This is a genomic window from Peribacillus sp. NPDC096622, assembly GCF_044762665.1.
In the GTDB taxonomy this organism is placed as follows: Bacteria; Bacillota; Bacilli; order Bacillales; family DSM-1321; genus Peribacillus; species Peribacillus frigoritolerans_B.
Genome location: NZ_JBIWES010000005.1, coordinates 314,774 through 333,330, shown reverse-complemented (window position 1 = coordinate 333,330; position 18,557 = coordinate 314,774). Strand labels below are relative to the sequence as shown.

The 18,557-nt window shown below is 42.9% G+C and carries 18 protein-coding genes; 8 read left to right on the top strand and 10 right to left on the bottom strand.

All coding sequences use genetic code 11. The annotated features are described in order from the left end of the window. Positions 1–72 precede the first annotated feature (72 nt). Positions 73–504, bottom strand: a complete 432-nt coding sequence (locus tag ACIQYG_RS12690; protein ID WP_402838461.1) for a helical membrane plugin domain-containing protein — start codon at positions 502–504, stop codon at positions 73–75. 320 nt (positions 505–824) lie between these two features. On the opposite strand from ACIQYG_RS12690, the gene ACIQYG_RS12685 reads away from it, so the two are divergent. After that, a complete protein-coding gene (locus ACIQYG_RS12685) occupies positions 825–995 on the top strand; it encodes a hypothetical protein (protein WP_153246157.1) in 171 nt (56 codons plus the stop codon). Positions 996–1,465: 470 nt separating this feature from the next. Here the strand turns inward: ACIQYG_RS12685 and ACIQYG_RS12680 are convergent, their stop codons facing one another. Next, positions 1,466–2,050 carry a DJ-1/PfpI family protein gene (locus tag ACIQYG_RS12680; RefSeq protein WP_402838458.1) on the bottom strand — a complete coding sequence of 195 codons (585 nt, stop codon included), beginning with the start codon at positions 2,048–2,050 and terminating at the stop codon, positions 1,466–1,468. Positions 2,051–2,200: 150 nt separating this feature from the next. Between ACIQYG_RS12680 and ACIQYG_RS12675 the strand changes: the two genes are divergently transcribed. The 4 genes from ACIQYG_RS12675 (at position 2,201) to ACIQYG_RS12660 (ending at position 5,381) form a co-directional block, all read left to right on the top strand. Then, positions 2,201–2,632 (top strand): Lrp/AsnC family transcriptional regulator, encoded by a 432-nt coding sequence (locus ACIQYG_RS12675; RefSeq protein ID WP_402838456.1) that lies wholly within the window; start codon positions 2,201–2,203, stop codon positions 2,630–2,632. 128 nt (positions 2,633–2,760) lie between these two features. Beyond that, the gene (locus ACIQYG_RS12670) at positions 2,761–3,591 is read left to right on the top strand and encodes an STAS domain-containing protein (protein WP_402838454.1); all 831 of its coding nucleotides are present in this window, start codon (positions 2,761–2,763) and stop codon (positions 3,589–3,591) included. Positions 3,592–4,151: 560 nt separating this feature from the next. Then, positions 4,152–4,298 (top strand): hypothetical protein, encoded by a 147-nt coding sequence (locus tag ACIQYG_RS12665; RefSeq protein WP_100298038.1) that lies wholly within the window; start codon positions 4,152–4,154, stop codon positions 4,296–4,298. Positions 4,299–4,415: 117 nt separating this feature from the next. Beyond that, positions 4,416–5,381 (top strand): quinone oxidoreductase family protein, encoded by a 966-nt coding sequence (locus ACIQYG_RS12660; protein WP_402838503.1) that lies wholly within the window; start codon positions 4,416–4,418, stop codon positions 5,379–5,381. Positions 5,382–5,766: 385 nt separating this feature from the next. On the opposite strand, the gene ACIQYG_RS12655 is transcribed toward ACIQYG_RS12660, so the two are convergent. Beyond that, positions 5,767–7,155, bottom strand: coding sequence for a hypothetical protein (locus ACIQYG_RS12655; protein ID WP_402838452.1), 1,389 nt, complete (start codon positions 7,153–7,155; stop codon positions 5,767–5,769). Positions 7,156–7,355: 200 nt separating this feature from the next. Here ACIQYG_RS12655 and ACIQYG_RS12650 point away from each other — a divergent pair, with 200 nt between their 5' ends. Continuing rightward, the gene (locus ACIQYG_RS12650; RefSeq protein ID WP_402838450.1) at positions 7,356–9,158 is read left to right on the top strand and encodes a hypothetical protein; all 1,803 of its coding nucleotides are present in this window, start codon (positions 7,356–7,358) and stop codon (positions 9,156–9,158) included. 109 nt (positions 9,159–9,267) lie between these two features. Here the strand turns inward: ACIQYG_RS12650 and ACIQYG_RS12645 are convergent, their stop codons facing one another. Further along, positions 9,268–9,960, bottom strand: a complete 693-nt coding sequence (locus tag ACIQYG_RS12645; RefSeq protein ID WP_402838448.1) for an FHA domain-containing protein — start codon at positions 9,958–9,960, stop codon at positions 9,268–9,270. 175 nt (positions 9,961–10,135) lie between these two features. Here ACIQYG_RS12645 and ACIQYG_RS12640 point away from each other — a divergent pair, with 175 nt between their 5' ends. After that, positions 10,136–10,300: a hypothetical protein gene (locus tag ACIQYG_RS12640; protein ID WP_402838446.1), complete on the top strand. Its 165-nt coding sequence runs from the start codon at positions 10,136–10,138 to the stop codon at positions 10,298–10,300. 813 nt (positions 10,301–11,113) lie between these two features. Here the strand turns inward: ACIQYG_RS12640 and ACIQYG_RS12635 are convergent. Further along, entirely contained in the window at positions 11,114–11,554 is a 441-nt protein-coding gene (locus tag ACIQYG_RS12635; protein ID WP_053347531.1) for an SRPBCC family protein, read from the bottom strand. Positions 11,555–12,104: 550 nt separating this feature from the next. Between ACIQYG_RS12635 and ACIQYG_RS12630 the strand changes: the two genes are divergently transcribed. Next, positions 12,105–13,562 (top strand): protein adenylyltransferase SelO, encoded by a 1,458-nt coding sequence (locus tag ACIQYG_RS12630; protein ID WP_402838444.1) that lies wholly within the window; start codon positions 12,105–12,107, stop codon positions 13,560–13,562. 110 nt (positions 13,563–13,672) lie between these two features. Here the strand turns inward: ACIQYG_RS12630 and ACIQYG_RS12625 are convergent, their stop codons facing one another. The 5 genes from ACIQYG_RS12625 to ACIQYG_RS12605 all read right to left on the bottom strand — a co-directional run bounded on the left by ACIQYG_RS12625 (position 13,673) and on the right by ACIQYG_RS12605 (position 18,555). Beyond that, positions 13,673–14,989: a transporter gene (locus tag ACIQYG_RS12625; RefSeq protein WP_402838442.1), complete on the bottom strand. Its 1,317-nt coding sequence runs from the start codon at positions 14,987–14,989 to the stop codon at positions 13,673–13,675. Positions 14,990–14,992: 3 nt separating this feature from the next. After that, positions 14,993–15,691, bottom strand: a complete 699-nt coding sequence (locus ACIQYG_RS12620; RefSeq protein WP_402838440.1) for a response regulator transcription factor — start codon at positions 15,689–15,691, stop codon at positions 14,993–14,995. After that, entirely contained in the window at positions 15,688–16,455 is a 768-nt protein-coding gene (locus ACIQYG_RS12615) for a sensor histidine kinase (protein WP_402838438.1), read from the bottom strand. The genes ACIQYG_RS12620 and ACIQYG_RS12615 overlap by 4 nt, the downstream gene beginning before the upstream one ends. Positions 16,456–16,543: 88 nt before the next feature. Next, positions 16,544–17,533 carry an ABC transporter ATP-binding protein gene (locus tag ACIQYG_RS12610; protein ID WP_402838436.1) on the bottom strand — a complete coding sequence of 330 codons (990 nt, stop codon included), beginning with the start codon at positions 17,531–17,533 and terminating at the stop codon, positions 16,544–16,546. Next, positions 17,533–18,555, bottom strand: a complete 1,023-nt coding sequence (locus ACIQYG_RS12605; protein ID WP_402838501.1) for an ABC transporter ATP-binding protein — start codon at positions 18,553–18,555, stop codon at positions 17,533–17,535. Before ACIQYG_RS12605 ends, ACIQYG_RS12610 begins: the two co-directional genes overlap by 1 nt. Positions 18,556–18,557: the final 2 nt, after the last annotated feature.

Below are 18,557 nucleotides of genomic sequence, written 5' to 3'. Positions count from 1 at the left end.
AACCTGCACCTAAGATGACGATTTGTTTTGACATAGTTAATCCCCCGTCCTTACTGATTGAAAGTTATCAAATTATTTTTGGTTTTTACGTTCTGCAGAGACTTCAAGAAAAGCCTGGGCGAAACGGAAAAGCTTTTGTGCTTGCGGATCTTTCATCATCCTTAACAGACCAAAAAGACCGATCACATCATTATTCACTTCAGCACGATCCTTAGCTTCGATGGCATTAGCGGCAAGCCCTTTCACTGAATGGACTACAGGTGTCGCGATCTCCGAAATGGCGCTGACCGTATCATTTTTCAACACATCATCAGTCGCAACCGATTGAGCGAAATCATAAGACTTTGTTAAAATATTCACTAACTCAGTTAGTTTTGGTAACTGCTCGACTAAAGTGTTCAATGATTCCTGAACCTCAGGCTTTAATAACTGGTCCAGTACATCTAATTGTTTTTGGCGGGCATTAAGTTGTTCAGTTTGTGATTGGGTAATCGTTTCTGACATATCCAATTCTCCTTTGCAATAAGCATTTTGTTGATGTAATTAGAAAAACTTGTAAAATATTACACAATGTGTGACAAGAAAAAATACTAACAAAAATGTAATAAAAGCTAAACTATAGTATATCCCTTTAGTGGCTTGAAAACAGCTGATTTTTTAAAAAAGATTCATAAAATAATCTTTTCCTGCTTATTAGAAATACGGATTTTAATGAAAGTTACCTGTTTTTACCTAAAGTGGACTTTAAGAGGGTGTCTACCATCGACGCCTGTCATACATATTTCCATCTTGATTTGCCACCCTAAATGATGGAGGTGAAAAATGTGACTGATTCAGAATCAAAACTTACAGAAGAGAACAATGATAAGAAGCTTCATAAACTGGTTGGCAGTATGGAATATACTAAAGCGCAGCTAATGGAAGGTATGAATGGAATTTCTGAAGTTTACCTCAAAAACAGCGAGGAAGGCACATCGGAAACACCTGATAAATAATATTGTTGTGTAAGCATACTTAAAATAACAGGAACAACCGGAAACAATGGCTTGAGGAAAACATAGAAAGCGTGGAAGCTAAATTCGTAAATGGCAGTGGCAGCTGGATAGTCTCGATGTCATTCGCCAGTATGGTGTCATCATCGATTATGCAAAGAATAAAGCCCTGCCAGAATCAACAAAACAGTTCCGTGAATCCATGAAAACCCGTTCATGGGCTTATTGGAAATAACGTAAAACAGGTTCCGAATTCACTCGGAACCCCAGACTGTAGACAAACTCGAAGAAAAGTGAGTTTTGTCTACAGTTTTTTTAGTTGAAAACACGGAAGGTACGAGACTCCTGCTTAGAAAAGCTCGTCTAGGGGAGACCCCGGGAGGCGCAAGCAAGACCGCCTCTGGATAAGCGAATGCCTGGAGTGGAATTCAACATCCAAATAACATCAGATCGTGTAGGTTTCGAAGACATTCTTAATGGAAACCCATCAATTCCTTCACATGTTCACAATTATCTTTTGAAGTGAGCATTTCCAAGAGCGTAAAGGCAACATCGAAAGCTGTGGATGGATTGTAGGATGTAATGATATTGTCCGTGACGACAATCGGTTCGTTCACGACAACCGCACCAAACTCTTTTAGCTGCCCTTGTCTCTTACTGGTTGGATGGTTGTATGTTGTGGCCTTTCTTCCATTCAAGATCCCGCTTTTTCCTAGTGGAAGAGAACCTACACAAATGGTTGCTATGATTTTGTTCCTATTATGAAAATGCTTGATCACATCAAGAAACCTCTGATCATAGGCATCCTCATAGAAACCGGCTTCTTCAAAACCTCCTGGAATGGCCAAAGCATCGAAGTCATCAATGTTCACTTTATCGAGGGTCAGTTCGGGCTGCACGATGAAATTCCATGTGCATTTCAATTGTTCGTGAAGTCCCACAGTAACCAAGTCAGTGGTTCCATCACCCTCTAATTTATTCCAACCCAATACATCTGTAAACACACTTGCTTCAACCGCTTCGAATCCATTGGATAGCAGCATCAATACTTTTTTCATGACAGCATCCCCCTTATTTATATTTGAATTAATTATATAAAAAGCAAATCCCCTAATACATGCAATTAATTACGTATTCAACTCATTTCTTTTTATTTTATAATGTATTTGAAAGGATTCTATTAATAATAAAAAGTGGGGGCGATCGAATTGGATCGAACGGATAAAAAAATACTTTCCTTGCTGGAGAATAATGGGCGCATGTCCATGAAAGAACTGGCACATGAAGTTTCCTTAACGGCTCCAGCAACGAAAGAACGTGTCAATAAATTAGAGGAAAGCGGAGTGATAAAGGGATATAAAACGGAAATATCACTTGAAAAACTTGATAGGAGCATTACGGCATTCATATTATTCGAAACGGATAGATGCAAGGACTTTTATCAATTTAGCTTGAGCCATCCGGAAGTTCTGGAATGCCATCGGTTAGCCGGTCAATACAGTTATCTTATTAAAATTAGTACATACTCCATGGAAACGCTGGAAGACTTCGTCGATGAAGCCATTAAATATGGGAAATCGTCCACCCATCTGATCTTTTCTTCCGCATCGAAAAATGTTTTTCCAGGAGAGGAGATCTAACCGGATTCAACCTATTTACTTTCCAGCTCTTTAATATATGAGCAAATAGCAGGAAAAAACTCCACCAATATAGAAAGTAATTAGTAACAAAAATCACAGTTGGATGTTCAAAAAGGGAGTGGAGAAGAGTGAGTTTTGTTTACGATGAAGATAAAATAATGGAATTCCTTTTGCAGAATAAAAGTGAGTTTGAAGAATATCTTTTATCAGCAGCGGTCAATGTCAGGGATAAAATCGAAGAAATCCTTCTTATTGGAAATGTCGACCTTTTAAATAATGCGCATAAGCTCGTCAGTTATATAGTGGAACAGAATGAAACGGATTTGGTTGCCTTTGCCGAACAAGAGGGGGTTACGTGGGCAACCCACTCCTTGACGCTTTCATTCAAGCTGGAATGGATTCAGGCACTCCGCAGAACGCTTTGGACCTTTCTTTATAAGTTCGAACAAGAAAAGAAAGCGTTTATGGAGGATTCCAAGGTCTTTTTTGATTTAGAGAAAATAGTGAATGAAAAGGTTGATGTATTTCTTAAATCTTTTTTCGTCAGTTACTCCGATTATAAAGACAAATTGATTCTCGCTCAGCAAAACTTGGTGGAAAATCTATCAGTCCCGATCATTCCCGTCACTTCCACCACCTGTGTCCTTCCGTTAATTGGGACAATCGATTATTCACGAATACAGATAATCGAAGAAAAAGTATTGATGGAGATAGGTAAACTGCGGATACAGACCTTGATCTTGGATTTGTCCGGTATCATCGAAATGGAAGTTGAAATGATCAATGACTTGATGAAAATCCTCGATGGAACGGCAATGATGGGTTGTAAAGCTGTGGTGACTGGATTACGCCCTGAGGTTGTTACGAAAATGATCCGATCAGGGATTCAGCTTGATAATAAGGCAGAAACAAAGGGTACGCTGCAGCAGGCCTTGAAGGACTATCTTGTAGCCACCTAAATCTTGAAGTTGGAGTCGCCAATTTTTGGTGACTTTTTTTCGTGGGTAATTTGGAATATAAAGGAAGTTTATTTGCCGTTTTATCTTGTTCAAATAAGTAAATGGAATGAGGAACGGGTGCTCCGAGCAGACCCGATTCTTGGTTCCGGAAATCCGCTCCCTTTCCGCCGACTGAATGCCAAGCCTCAGCAAATAAAGCATCTAGCGGGTCTCATCTAGCCAATTATAGGAAGGAGTGTCGCGAATCAGTGCAACCTTCCAAAGAAGTGGGTTTCACTTCAGCAAGAGCTCACTTGATGACACCGGCCGATGCGAGTTAAATCAAGGTCGTTGAAACCGTAGGCGGCATCACTTTCACGAATTTCCCGTAAGCGTAACCTTTCCGTGTTCAATACAGGAAACATTTTTTCCCCTCCCCATAAATCAGTTTTTCTATCTATTATGTCTCCACAAAGGTTTTTCCTTTATTATGAAGTGCTTATTTTGCCGGTATTTTCGGTGGTAATCGGACAAGCTAACATTAGTTCAACATAAAACATTGGATGAAGGGGAGATAGATCATGGGAAAAAAACATCGCAACCGCATCGCTTCACCAAAAAAGAATAACCATATACCGAAAGCGGATATCATTGCAGAACATGAAGCACATGGTAAGGAATATTCTGCGAATAAACGAAAGAACGGTCCTGGTTCCAATACTGATTGAATAAACTTAGTGACCGCTCCTGCCTTTAATGGGCAGGGCGGTTATTTGTGTTTCTTGCCATCAAAGGGTCCATCCTATATCTTAAAGAATGAAGAAGCATTGAAGGGAGTTAGGATGATGAAAGCACTTGTCTTTGATGAATTCGGCGGTCCGGAAGTTCTGTCTGTAAGGGAAATTGCAGGACCTGAACATTCAAAATCAGCCGTGATCGTCCGAATGAAAGCAATCGGATTAAATTTTGCTGATGTATATAGAAGGAAAGGGAATTATCATTTGGTGGGTGATCCCCCATTCATTCTAGGGTATGAAGGGGCAGGGGTCATCGAATATGTCGGGGAAGATGTCCATCATGTGAAAGCAGGGGATCGTGTCGGGTTCGCTGATGTTCCCCATGCCAATGCGGAGCTGGTTTCAGTTCCTGCTGATAAACTGTTACCGCTGCCTGATGGGATTTCCTTTGAAACGGCCGCTTCCGTTTTACTTCAAGGATTGACTGCACAATATTTAACGCATGACAGCCATCCAGTTAAAGAAGGGGAAACCACTCTGGTCCATGCGGCTGCAGGTGGAGTCGGTCAATTACTGATACAGATGATCAGGATGAAGGGCGGTCAGGTCATTGGCTTGACCTCATCCAATGATAAAGCGGCTGTTGCCAAACAAATGGGTGCGGATCATGTTTTCCTTTACGGATCAGACTGGGTGGCTTCCATTAAGGATGTAACCGGCGGTAAAGGCGTTGATATCGTTTATGAATCAGTGGGCCAAACCTTGATGGATAGTTTCAGTGCGACCAAGACTGGAGGAACTGTCGTATTTTTTGGGATGGCAGGCGGTGATCCGGAGAAAATCGATCCAAGGATGTTAATGGATACATCCAAGGCATTAATAGGTGGTGACCTTTGGAACGTCCTGACTACCCATGAAGAACGGACAAGAAGAACAGCAGAGCTGTTCCAATGGATTCTGTCAGGGGAAATCCTCATCAAAGAACCGGCTCTTTTTTCGTTGGAAAATGGGGCCGATGCACATAGACTCCTTGAAAGCCGGAAAAGTTCGGGGAAAATATTATTAATACCATAACAATTCATTGAGGGCTTTCCATTCTAAATGGGGCCCGTTTCTTTTTGTGGTCTGCCGAGATTCAACACCTTATTCATACTGATGATCAAAACCTTTTTCAGTTCCTTTATATAAACCCATTCTTAGACCCTTGGAATAACCCCATAATAAATGCCCTTGCCCTTTCAGGTGTTATGGCCTGCCGTTCAAACAACTTACTGCCCAAGTTCCCTTATCCACAAGATCCATATGCAACACACGAATTCAGAGGAGAAATCCACAGTGCACCAATCACCAAACCACAATCGTCATTCTGCAATTCACAGTCGGCATTTGTTACAAGCAAAAAAAAGAGAACGGATCCGCTCTCTTGGAAAACATATTAAAAGGCTTAAACCGTGTGATTTTAAGAGGAAATGGAGAGAACATCGAGACGTTCCTTCTGGATAGCGAAATAGGATTGGAGGGTTTCCTTTTTCTTTGTGAGAGGGAAGTTCCGGACAGCCGGGGCCACTGCATGATTGCCGTATTTAAGAAGCACGGTCAACAGCCTGTCCAACTGGCCATATGTATCGTTTCTAATGCGCTCCATATATTCGGCCGCGATCTGTTTATCATCGGTACTTTTCCTTTTTCCTTCTGCCCGGAATTCTTCGGTCACTGTCTTTACACGGGAAATGAGCCATGTTTCGCACCAGTCGTTCAGCACATGGCGGATGTAGTCCGCTTGATGGTACTTATGGAGAATGGGCTCGATATGTTTTGCCATTTCCAATTCATTCACTTCCCGGCGGAAAGCTTTCTCGGAGATGTTTCTATGAAAATGGTCGCGTTCAAGCAGGCTTTTGATGGATTCTGCCTGGTGGGCATACTTGACCATCTGTTCCAATGCTTCATTGTACATGATCTTGCTTAAATAAGCAGAGGCTTGTTTTGGAGCAAGAAGCAACTGCTTATTGGCAGGAAGCGCCTGGCCAAATTTCTTAAGAGAATGGGAATAGACGAAACGTGCTAACTTATGCAGTTCTTTTTGGATATCATTGGAGATGTTTGTCGCTTCTTGCAGAAATGAACGGAAAATATATTTGCCGACACGTTCCAATTCCCTGCATACAGAATCATTGATATGCCCAAGGTAGCCAGAGTTAAAAATCGTTCTCCGCAACAAAGTCCGTTCCGCCCTATTTTCCTTATACTGCTCCAAGATGCCTTCGGAAAAGGTGAATACCAGAACTTCTTTCTTTGAAAAAGCCCTGCTCGCAAAAGAAATCGTCACGATATGGCCTAAAGCGTCATGGATTGCATCGACTGCATCCAATAAGCGCTGCCTTGTGAATAGCGAGCTGGAATCAGGGACGATTTCATGATATTCGAATAGTACTTCTTCAGACTTCAAAACAGACATTCGGAAGGCACCCATAAGCAGCAGCCGTTTTCCATGAATCGTCAAGGTTTTGAAAGCATCGCTATAAAAGAAACGGTATTTCTTGCAATAACGGTCCGTCTTCCTGTTATAGCCAAGATTACTTGCAGGACCAAGGTTAAATTTGTATAAAACATCTTCTCCTTGATGAACAGGCACAAACACTTTTTTTAGTGAACCTTGTGGTGCGGTGAATTTATTGATGATCTGCCTTAAGTACTTTTCTGTCGTTCCGACTCCCCGGGCCATCATATGAAGCGGGCTCTGAATGACCCCGTCCCAATCACTGTGGAGCAAGGCGTACAAACACGTATCGAATTCAGTGGAAGATACATTCCTTAATAGGTATTGGTAAGTTTCTTCATAAATCATAGGCTTCGTCCCCTTTGTCATCCATCCTTTTCTAGAGTCTATATAAACATTAAATCGATAAAAGTAGCATCATTGGAGTAAGTAGGATTGGAAGGCTTTTGAGTTTATTTCGATATATTTAAAAAATAGTAAATTAGTTGCACGAAAGTGATAAAATGGGTAAATGGGAACATACATGACAAGGAGAGATATTTCAAACCATGATAATTTCACTGATCGTTTTCATCTTGAAAGGAATTTTAATGAAAATACCATTTGCCATATTGGGACTTTCCTTGATTCCGCAGAGATGGACAAACGCAATCACCAAAAAAGATATACCTTTTTTCATTGAACAAGTGCTGCGACTTTTAGTTTCTGCTGCCGTATTGTTTTTCGCCATCGATATCATGCTGCTGGATCTTACTGCCGCTGCATTCTTTTCGAGTTTTTCCATTATTCTAGGGCTCATTCTCATCATCGATTCAAGAATGTATATGTATAGTGCCAGTGAATCTTCAAGTACCCGACGGAATCGGAGGGGAAATGAAGCGGCAAAGCAGCCAAGAACACCTTGGAACGTACATTTCAACAGTTTGATGGGTGTCTTGTTGATTGCCGCATGGGTCATCATGCTATTTTACCCGCTCACTTTTGCTGCAGATCTGCATGGATTGGCGAAGGTCGATAAGAAAAAAGAGCTGGAAGAAGTTCAAGATATTAAGACCATGCCGCTCGTTACAGTGAAAATGGCTGACGCAAAAGGCGATGCAGCGATTAATAAAATAGAAAATGCATCATTTTTCACTGAAGGCGAATACCGGCTGACCAATATCAATGATGAATTGGCTTATACGTCCCCCATTGAAATGGACGGGTTTTTAAAAGCCGGGAAAGCGGAATACACGCCAGGTTATAATTTGATTTCCGCCGTATCGACGGATAAAGGGGCAAGTACTGTCAAAGGGAAGATGCTGTATGCACCATCACAGTACCTTGATCATGATTTGGAAAGGACCATCCGCAAGGCATATCCGAATAAAATCATCCATGATTCATATTTGGAACCGAATGAAGATGGAGAGCCCTTCTTCGTAGCTTCAGTCGGACATTATTTGAAATACCGCAGCGGTCCCGTAGTGGACGGGGTAGTATTGGTGAATCCGGAAACGGGGGACACGAAATACTATTCAAAAGGAAAAGAACCTAAATGGGTAGATCGGACATTCACATTGGATACAGCCCTGGAATATTGGACTTACTGGGGAAAATATGTTCACGGGTGGAAAAACCAGTCCCTGATTGGGCCGAAGAAAGATGTGCTGATTCCTAATGAGGATAATATGCAAGTAACGTTTAACGAAAAAGGCGAATTGATTTATGTAGTGGACTTTACCCGGGCTAAATCAAAAGGCAACTCCAAAACCCTTGTAGGTTATGGTGTTTTCAATGCCAAAACCGGTGAAATGACGTACTATAAAGGCGTCACGTCCGTTCTGACTGGAAAGGAAGCAAAATCCAACGCCAATGCGAGTGAGTTTTTGTCCAAATATCCAGGCTGGAAAGCCACTAATGGAATTTTCTACACGATTTACGGTGCTCCCACATATGTGATTCCGGTTACAAAGGGCAGCAAGTTCCAAGGTGTGGCGATCGTTTACGCCAATAGTGATAATCCCCAAGTGGTCTTTGGGAAAACCAAAGACGAAGCTTTCCGCAATTATAAAAAACTGATTGCCTCTTTAGGGAAAGTAAGCGGTGTGACGCCTCAAAAAGGATTTGAAATGAAAGAAATAAAGGGGAAGGTAATGAGGATCAATGATGCCAATCTCCCAAATGGATACGTATTCCATTTAATCGTCGAAGGCAATGCCAAGAGGTTCTCGGTGGACCCTGGTGTCAATGCGTTATCTGATATTGTATTAACGAATGTAGGAGACCGGGTTGTGCTGAAGGTGATGGATATGGAAGAAGACATCGTTCCAGTAGATGAATTCACCAATCTCGACTTACCAAGGAAATAAAAGGCATTAAGACGGGCTGGGTGGATACCTGATTGCCAGCTCCGTTATAAGCATGAAAAAAAGCATTGTTATCAGCAATGCTTTTTTTCATATCTTCGAATGATTGTCATTATAAGTCCGATAGATTGAATGTATGGATGGATTCCATATAATATCCTTTTTGAATGACGGCTTTTATTGCAAAGTGCCGATTTATCCGTTTCCGTACCCGGTATAGAAGTGAAGCAATTTCCTCTGCCGTCACAATTTGCTCGGGATCTCCGACTCTCTCTGGCCATACTTGCTGGACTATTTCTTCCTTTGAAATAAGGTTGTCCAAATTTTCATAAAGCAGTTTAAAGCAATTGAATTCCTTTGTCGGCATTTTAATGGGTGCTTCTTCATTGATGATCACGGTCTGAAGGTGCTCATTGATAGCGACGGTTTGCAGGAGCTCGGGGTTCACCGGCGTGAAATCCCTTGTTAGATCGTTGTCGATGGAGATCATGAATTCAATCAATCCATTAACCAAAGTGATCGAATCCCCCGGTTCAATGTGACAGGGATGGCCCGGTACGAGCGGCATCTGGTTCACGGAGGTACCGTGTTTGCTTGCCAAATCCTCAATGAGGAGCTGCCCTTCCTCCATATAAATCCGGCAATGTTCCCTGGAAACGAAGTCATTGTAAAGCGCAAAATCAGCTTTGGAGTGCTGGCTTGCACGGCCGATCAGCAAGCTTTTCCCTTCAAAAACATAAGCGAATTCCTCGGTTTGGCCTTTGTGCAAGGCCCTTAATACAACCTTGAAAGTTTTATAGATCATTCACTTCATACCCCTTAAAAAGTCTGAATATTTAAATTATTTTTATGGATTTATCATTTTGGCTACATGGCTGTTTAGCGGGTTCAATTTTATAATTATAAATTATCAGTCGCTTACTTACTAACGAAAAATGAAAAAATATAAATTAGGCACACAGCCATTATAACAAAGTGGGATGAAGGATGAAGAAGAAACACTATTTTTGCTGATGTTCGCCTTGACTGTGGGAGGAATGCTTCCTCAAAGGCCGACCAGGCAGCACCGGAAGAAGTTTGCGATGAAAATGTACCTTACGCTTGTGGAAAAGGAGTTGACCAAAGGTGAGTATGTGGAGAGATAGGATAAATGCCTTCAGCATCCTGCTGATGATCATTAGTATGATCGTATATATTATTTTTCCCCAGCCCTTTACCCTCATTCTGTACTGTATATTTGGCATTGCCTTTATCAGCCTGACTTTACTGAATTAAGCATATCCTGTATTGGAAGTGGGATGTGGGAGACGAAAAGGGAAGGAAAAGACAGAAAAAGGTGGGGGAGGCATGCTGAAAACATGAATCCTCCACACGATTAGCAAGTTTCTGTTCACCTGTTTGGGAAAATCATAGATGAATAAAAAAAGCCTGCCGAATCAACGGCAGGCTTCAGACTGTAGACAAATTCGAAGAAAGCGAGTTTGCCTACAGTTTTTTTCTTTGAAAAACGTTCCAGTTGATTTCAGAAATCCGCTCCCTTTACGCCGACTGTCTGCCAAGCCGCATCAAAGCAAGCGTCTGCGGAGTCTCGTTTAGGCAGTTATTCGGCAGGAGTGTTAATTTCTTTAATCCAATGAGGGTTTTATTTATATAAAAAAGTAAAAAAACATGAAGAATAACCAAGTCTTCTTTAAAATCAGGTTCGGGATGGGAGTTACTCTTTATAGATAAGTATGAGATTTTTAAACAGGTTCGATAATTTTGTGATCCTTATGCCATTAGAGCGCCCGATCTGGAATATTGAAAAAAAGAGGCCATCCTTTTTTGGACAGCCCCCTTTCCGCTAATTATAAAATTTCTAGTAGAACTCTATATCATTACATTGTCACTTCAGAATGTTACCATCTATACTTCAGAGAAGGTATCTCCAAAATGATTTGGTTTTCAATCTTTGAAAACTATGAGAATACTGCAATTTTACGTGCGATAGATTCGGTTAAACGAGATGCTACTTTTGGAACAGCCCATTTAATAATTGGTGTTAACACCGCACCAGATAATCCGCCTGCATGGATTTCCACCGTACAAGTCATTATTGTTTTACCATTAACATCTTCTGCAGTAAAGTGACCGCTTCCTGTAAAATTATCTGATAAACCTTTTAGTTCAAACTTAATATTTGAAGGTTCATTCCATTCGGTAATATCTACCTGCGCTTGTATTGTTTTTTTGATACCTTTTACACTACCTTCAAATGTCCAAATAGATTGCTTGTCATTTATGATTTCATGTTCTTTATAGGCTGGTACTGTCGTTGCCCATTTTTCGAGATCACTGACATAATCCCAAACTGCTTGTACATCTACTGGTACTACTACAGTATGCGTTCCCGTTGCCATTATGATTCCCACCCTCACTATGTATGAATTGTGACTTTACATTTCTACAAAATAATTATTACATAAAAAGCATAAACTTACATCTCTAATTATACATGGCTTTCCTTCTTCCAATCCTCCACAATCCGGCCCTTTAACGGAACAACTCTATTTTCAATCAACCTAAATAAACATCCAAGGGGGTGAAACGTCGCAACTACTTTGAAAACATCGTGACTTTATTTCAGATCTACACTTAATAGCTTAGTTGCCAATTATGAAACAAAAGTTTTTTTCATTTTCGTTGACCTATAATAAAGTACCTGCTCTTTTTCATTCTAAGGGACCGATGAGGGTATTGGCGCTTTAGACAATCGCTTTATTTTAAAACCTGGGAGTTATCATGGATTAAACGCTACTTTAAAAGAGCCATTTTAATGCAGAAACGGTATAATTAATTGGCAGAAGTAGACATTAATATGGACCGCAACTAAGTTTTATCGCGTGTATTAACTGAATCATGAGAGAAAGAACTTTTTATACAAAAGTCACAATTAGAATAGGAGAAACCATGACTAATGAAACTGGATGGAATTTAGACAATAGCTATGCACGTCTTCCGGAAAAGTTCTTCACGAGCACGGACCCGACTCCTGTACGTTCACCGGGGTTGATCATTCTCAATGAACGTTTGGCTGGATCTCTTGGTTTGGACGTTAAGTCGCTGCAAAGCGAAGATGGCGTGGCGGTGTTTGCCGGAAACGAAATCCCCGAAGGTGCTTCACCTCTTGCCCAAGCTTACGCGGGGCATCAATTCGGTCATTTTAACATGTTAGGTGACGGCCGGGCGATATTGCTTGGCGAGCAGGTGTTGCCAGACGGCGGGAGGGTCGATATCCAGCTGAAGGGTCCAGGAAGAACGCCATACTCCCGCGGGGGCGATGGCCGGGCTGCACTTGGACCGATGCTGCGCGAATACATCATCAGCGAGGCGATGCACGGGCTCGGCATTCCTACCACCCGCAGTCTGGCAGTGGTGACGACCGGAGAAACGGTAATCCGTGAAACCGGGCTGCCTGGTGCCATCATGACCCGTGTGGCTTCGAGTCATCTTCGTGTCGGAACCTTTCAATTCGCTGCAAAATGGGGCACGATCGAGGAACTCCGGACACTTGCCGATTATGCAATTAAGCGTCATTTTCCAGACATTGAAGCCGATGAAGGCCGTTATCTCTCGCTGCTGCAGGAAGTGGTCAAGCGTCAGGCTGAGCTCATTGCCCAATGGCAGCTGGTTGGCTTCATTCATGGGGTGATGAACACCGACAACATGACGATTAGCGGGGAAACCATCGATTATGGCCCTTGCGCCTTCATGGATGCCTATGACCCTGCAACGGTATTCAGTTCAATTGATAGACAAGGCCGCTATGCCTATGGTAACCAGCCGGTTATCGGAGGATGGAATCTTGCGCGATTCGCTGAATCCCTATTGCCGCTTTTGCATGATGACCAGGATCAGGCCGTTACACTTGCCCAAGATAAGATTTCCGTTTTTAACGATCTGTATCATTCTAATTGGTTAGCGGGAATGAGGGCGAAGTTGGGGATATTCAACGAAGAGAATCAGGATGAATCCCTTATTAACGGCATCCTCGGTATGATGAAGAAGCATGGTGCCGACTATACCAATACCTTCCGTGCTTTGACCTTTGGTAAAGTGGAGGATACGGTCCTTTCCGGGACACCGGAATTCGCTCAGTGGCAAGAGCTCTGGCAGGCGAGACTGGGCAGGCAGAAGGAGTCGAAAGAATCTTCGAATCAGTTGATGCAGAACAGCAATCCTGCGGTGATCCCACGGAACCACCGGGTGGAAGAGGCATTGGAAGCGGCAGTGGAGCAAGGGGACTACAGCGTGATGGAACGGCTGCTGGATGTTCTTGCAAGTCCTTATGCACACTGCGAGGAACAAGCTGAATACGCCGCACTGCCTGTGTCAACAAAACCTTACCGGACCTTTTGCGGTACCTGACTTATAAAACATGCATGAGATTATGAAGCAGCTCCCGCGTTTGAAGTCGATTCTTTTCAACTTCAATTGCGGGAGCCATTTTTATGTATTCATGCCATGGCTTAAGCTTTTCATGGCTTTGTTTTCAATTTGTTCTTAATAAGCGTAAGGATCGTACAAATCACTAGGATGGTCAATGAAGCTAATCCACTGAACCATATGCTTTGGAATTCACTTACATGAGGCTTGATGATGTATGAAGCCACAATGGCCAGGACCGCGCTTATCGGTATGTAATCGGCGACTTTTCCTTTGCTGAATACGATAACCAGGATTGGAGCCAGCAGTGCCGAGTATATATTGCCTGAATAAAATAAGAGCTCTAATAGGTTTGGGGAATAGAAGAGTGTAGCAACGAAAACCAATCCTCCAATACAGATCGAAAGCAGGCAGGCCATCCTTATTTTTTGCTGGTCGCTTTTTTTTGTTTGTAATGGTTCAAGAATATTGGCTACGATCAGGCTTACCAATGAATGCAGGCAGGCACCGAATGTTGAGGTGATTGCACTGAAAGCGCAGAGCACAAAAAGGATGAAAAAGAATGGCGTGGTTATTTTGTTTGCCAATCCAGCCAGAATCGAGTGTATATCAGTGAAGCCGCCCGTAAAGATAACCATGATGAACAGGGATGAAAAGGAGAGCGGGAAGATGATCCATATAAGGCCGGATAAAGAGAATGTCAACCGAACCTTTTTCATTTCGATCATGAATAATCTGTGCCATGATGTCAGGTCAAAGAAAAACTGGCCGAACCCGACAAGAAGTCCTGCAAAAAGAAAACTCCATAGATCATATTTATTGATTACGAGCATGTATGGATGGTATAAACGAATCCCATCATAAACAGGCTGGATCCCTTCCTTGACGAAAAAGTATAAAGGAATCAAGATGACTGCGGCAAACATGAAGACGACTTGAAAAGCTGCGAATCCGTGAATGAGCTTTAACCCGCCGAATCCAGCATAAAGGACACAAAAACCGAAAAAAAAGAACAACCCGACATAGAGCGGGGTATCGAAAAGAAACTGACATAGGGTGGACGCGGCCATTCCCTGAATGAATAAAATGTGTAGATTGGTTATGACCAGTATCACGATCAATATCCAATATCCGAGGGGATGGAGCCGGGCTTTTAAATAGTCCCCGATGGTCATGCCCACAGGGAAATCCTGACGGACCCTCGTCCCGATGAAGCTGAACATGAACAGGGCAATCGCTCCCATCAGGGCGTAACCGATCCCTCCGAAAACTCCATACTTCACCATCGATTCGGGGGAGGATAATATTGTGGTGCCTGTCACCCAGCGTGCCAGGAGGGAGATGATCCCTAAACCCATCCCGATTTGAATGGGGCCTTGTACGTATTCTTGAAATGTACGTGATCGCAATGTTCATTTTCCTTTCTCGCGGAACTCCTTGGGCGTGATTCCCTCTATTTTCCGGAATAAAGTGCTGAAATAATGCTGGCTATTGAAACCCGATTTTTCGGCGACGTCTGATATGCTCCAGCTGGTGTTATTGGTTAAGGCCCTTTTTGCGGCCTTTATTCTATAAAGCATTAAATATTCCGAAAAGGAAGTGCCGACTTCTTCATGGAATTTCCTGCTTAAATAAGTCGGGTTGGTATGCACTTCACGGGCGATGTCCGAAAGGGAGAGCTTTTCAGCATAATTTTCATGAATGAATGAAAGCGAATGGTGAATAAGGGTTGAGTAATTATGAGAAGATTCCCTTTTGTCATACTTGGCCAGGACTTTATGCAAATCACTTTCTATTACAGGTTTCGTTAAATAATCAACCACGCCTATCCTGATGGATTGCTGTGCATAATCGAAACTTTGATGCGCGGTCACCATGATGATTTCGACTTCTTTGTTCAGCGCCCTTAAGTCTTCGCCAAATTCAAGTCCCGATCGCCCGGGCAGATTAATATCCAGGAAAGCGAGGTTGATTTTATGATTTTGGTTGAGGGTCAGTGCCTGACAGGCATCAGCAGCTTTGTGAAACTTCCAAAAAGGGTATATGGACTGAATCATATATTCCATTTGTTCAAGGACCAATGGTTCGTCATCAACTAATAATACATTCATTCCGGCTCCGCCTCCTCCATTTTCTTATCAAAAACCAGTGGCCATGATACCTCTACCTTTGTTCCCGATTCATTAGAAGCTATATTCAATTGTGCACGGTCATTGAAATACAAATATAATCGTTTTTGGATATTATCCAGGCCATGGCCGCCTTCGTCCGTAACGGAAGATTCATTTCCCATCAATCCATTATCCGCCACTTCCAGATGTACCATCTGCGATTCCAAGTAGAACCGGATATGCAGCAGGGCTTCACCCACTTTTTTTTCCAAACCGTGTTTAAACGAATTCTCCACCAATGTCTGGAGAATGAAGGGGGGGACCAGTGCGATTGCTAATGGTTCCGGGCACTCCATATCAATCTTGAGCCGATCACCGAAGCGAAGGGTCTGGATGTCGAGATAATGCTGGGTATACTGGATTTCCTGGGAAAGGGGGATCAATGGTTCCGATGCTTTATATTTGAATTTCAGGAATTGCGAAAATGCCTCTAAAGCCCGTATCAATTCAGCCGTCCTGTTCAGGCGGGCCAAGCCCAGTATGACATTTAGTGTATTAAATAAAAAGTGTGGCTGGATTTGCTGGTTCAATTTATTATATTGTGCTTCTTGCAGTGCTTGCTCCAGGCGGATCTCTTTGTTTTTATTTTCAAGAAGATCGATCCTTTTCTCGAATATGAATAGAAATAAAAGAGCGATAGCTCCCATGATGGGAGCTAAAATGAAGAGCATGATAATTAATGTGAATCCCTCGTAACTTAGCATGGAGAACCTCTGCTGGTTATATTTTTAAATAACTTGAATTATTCTGTTTATTAGTATCATACTAAAGACCCCTCCGGAAATCTACAGCTTATGACACAATGTGACAAGCCACTTGATGGTTTTGTGCGGATCGTTTCAGTACGGGTAGCTGTGTTTTGCAGATATCCTGTACAAAAGGGCACCGTGTATGGAAGCGGCAGCCGTTTGGAGGGTCTATGGGTGAGGGTACATCACCCGTCAATAGGATCCGTTCTCTTTCATGCACAGGATTCGGTACTGGGATGGCCGATAGCAATGCCCTTGTATATGGATGCTGGGGCTGTTCGAAAATGGACTTTTTATCGGCAATCTCGACTATCTTTCCGAGATACATGACCATCACCCGATCCGAGATATGTCTGACCACACCTAAATCATGTGATATGAAAAGAAAGGTAAGGTCGAACTGGCGCTGTAAGGATTTTAATAAATTCAGCACTTGCGCTTGAATGGAGACATCCAGTGCAGAAACAGCTTCGTCACATATGATCAATTTTGGGTCCACTGCAAGAGCCCGCGCAATGCCGATCCGCTGTCTCTGGCCGCCGCTGAATTCATGCGGGTATCTTTCCATGGATTCTGGTCTCAGTCCAACATGTCCCAATAATTCTTCGATCCTGCTCTTTCGTTTTTCTTTAGGAACTACATTTTGTATCGCTAAAGCTTCCCTGAGAATTTGTCCGATGGTCTGTCTCGGGTTAAGGGAGGCAAAAGGATCTTGAAAAATTACTTGCAGGTCCTTCCTGGTACGCCTCATTTCTTTTTTTCCTAAACTCAGTAAATCTTTATCCTGAAAGTGAATGCTCCCGCTTGTCGGTTCATCCAATCTAAGGATTGCCCTTCCGGTAGTCGACTTTCCGCAGCCGGATTCGCCGACTATGCTTAAGGTTTCACCCTGTTTGATATCGAAGGTAATGTCATCAACGGCTTTTACATGATTTATGGTCCTTCCGAAAAATCCGCCCTTGATCGGAAAATATTGTTTCAATCGATCCACTTTAAGCAGAACCGTTTTCTCTGCAGATGGTACACCCATCATTAAATCCCCACCTTCTCTTGAGCGTCATATTCCTTCTCCCATTGGGGGGTGAACATCCAGCAGCTGACCTTGGTGCTTGGGCCGATAGCCTGGAGATCCGGTACGGCTTGTTCACAAATGCTCTTCGCATGTGCACAGCGGGGAGCAAAGCTGCATCCCTTGGGCATGTTGTAAGGACTTGGAACGGTCCCGGGTATTGTAGTCAGTTCTTCCTGGTCCATGTCCAGACGCGGAAGGGAGTTCAATAAACCAATGGTGTAAGGATGTTTTGGGTTTGTGAATATTTCCTTGGCCAAGGTGTATTCAACGATTTTCCCTGCGTACATGACAGCGACCCGATCACAGGTTTCGTATACGACACCCAAATCATGTGTAATCAAAATGACAGCCGTCCCGAAATCCTTTTGCAGCGTCTTGATCAGTTCAAGGATTTGGGCTTGGATCGTCACATCCAGTGCTGTTGTAGGTTCATCCGCTATTAAAACCTCAGGGTGGCAGGCAAGTGCCATGGCAATCATGACCCTTTGCCTCATTCCGCCGCTTAGCTCATGCGGCTCCTGTTTTGCCCTCTTTTCTGGTGAAGGGATGCCGACGAGCCGAAGCATGTCGACCGCTTTATTCCATGCTTCCTTTTTTCCCAGCTTTTGATGGAGCCGGATCGCTTCCGCAATTTGCTCGCCAGCTGGATAGACAGGATTCAATGATGTCATCGGCTCCTGGAATATCATCGAAATTTCATTACCGCGTATGGACCGCATCTGTTTTTCAGTCTTCGTAAGCAGGTCCTCCCCTTTAAAAAGGATGCTGCCACCGGCAATCTTGCCGGGCGGCGATGGAATGAGCCTTAACAATGATAGCGATGTTATACTTTTCCCGCTTCCCGACTCCCCGACGATTCCAAGCGTTTCGCCTTTATTGAGGGAGAAACTGATTCCATTGACTGCTTTACTCGTTCCTTCATCAGTGAAAAAGTGGGTCTGCAGGTTTTTTACCTCCAGTATTTTTTCATCAACCTTCTTCATCA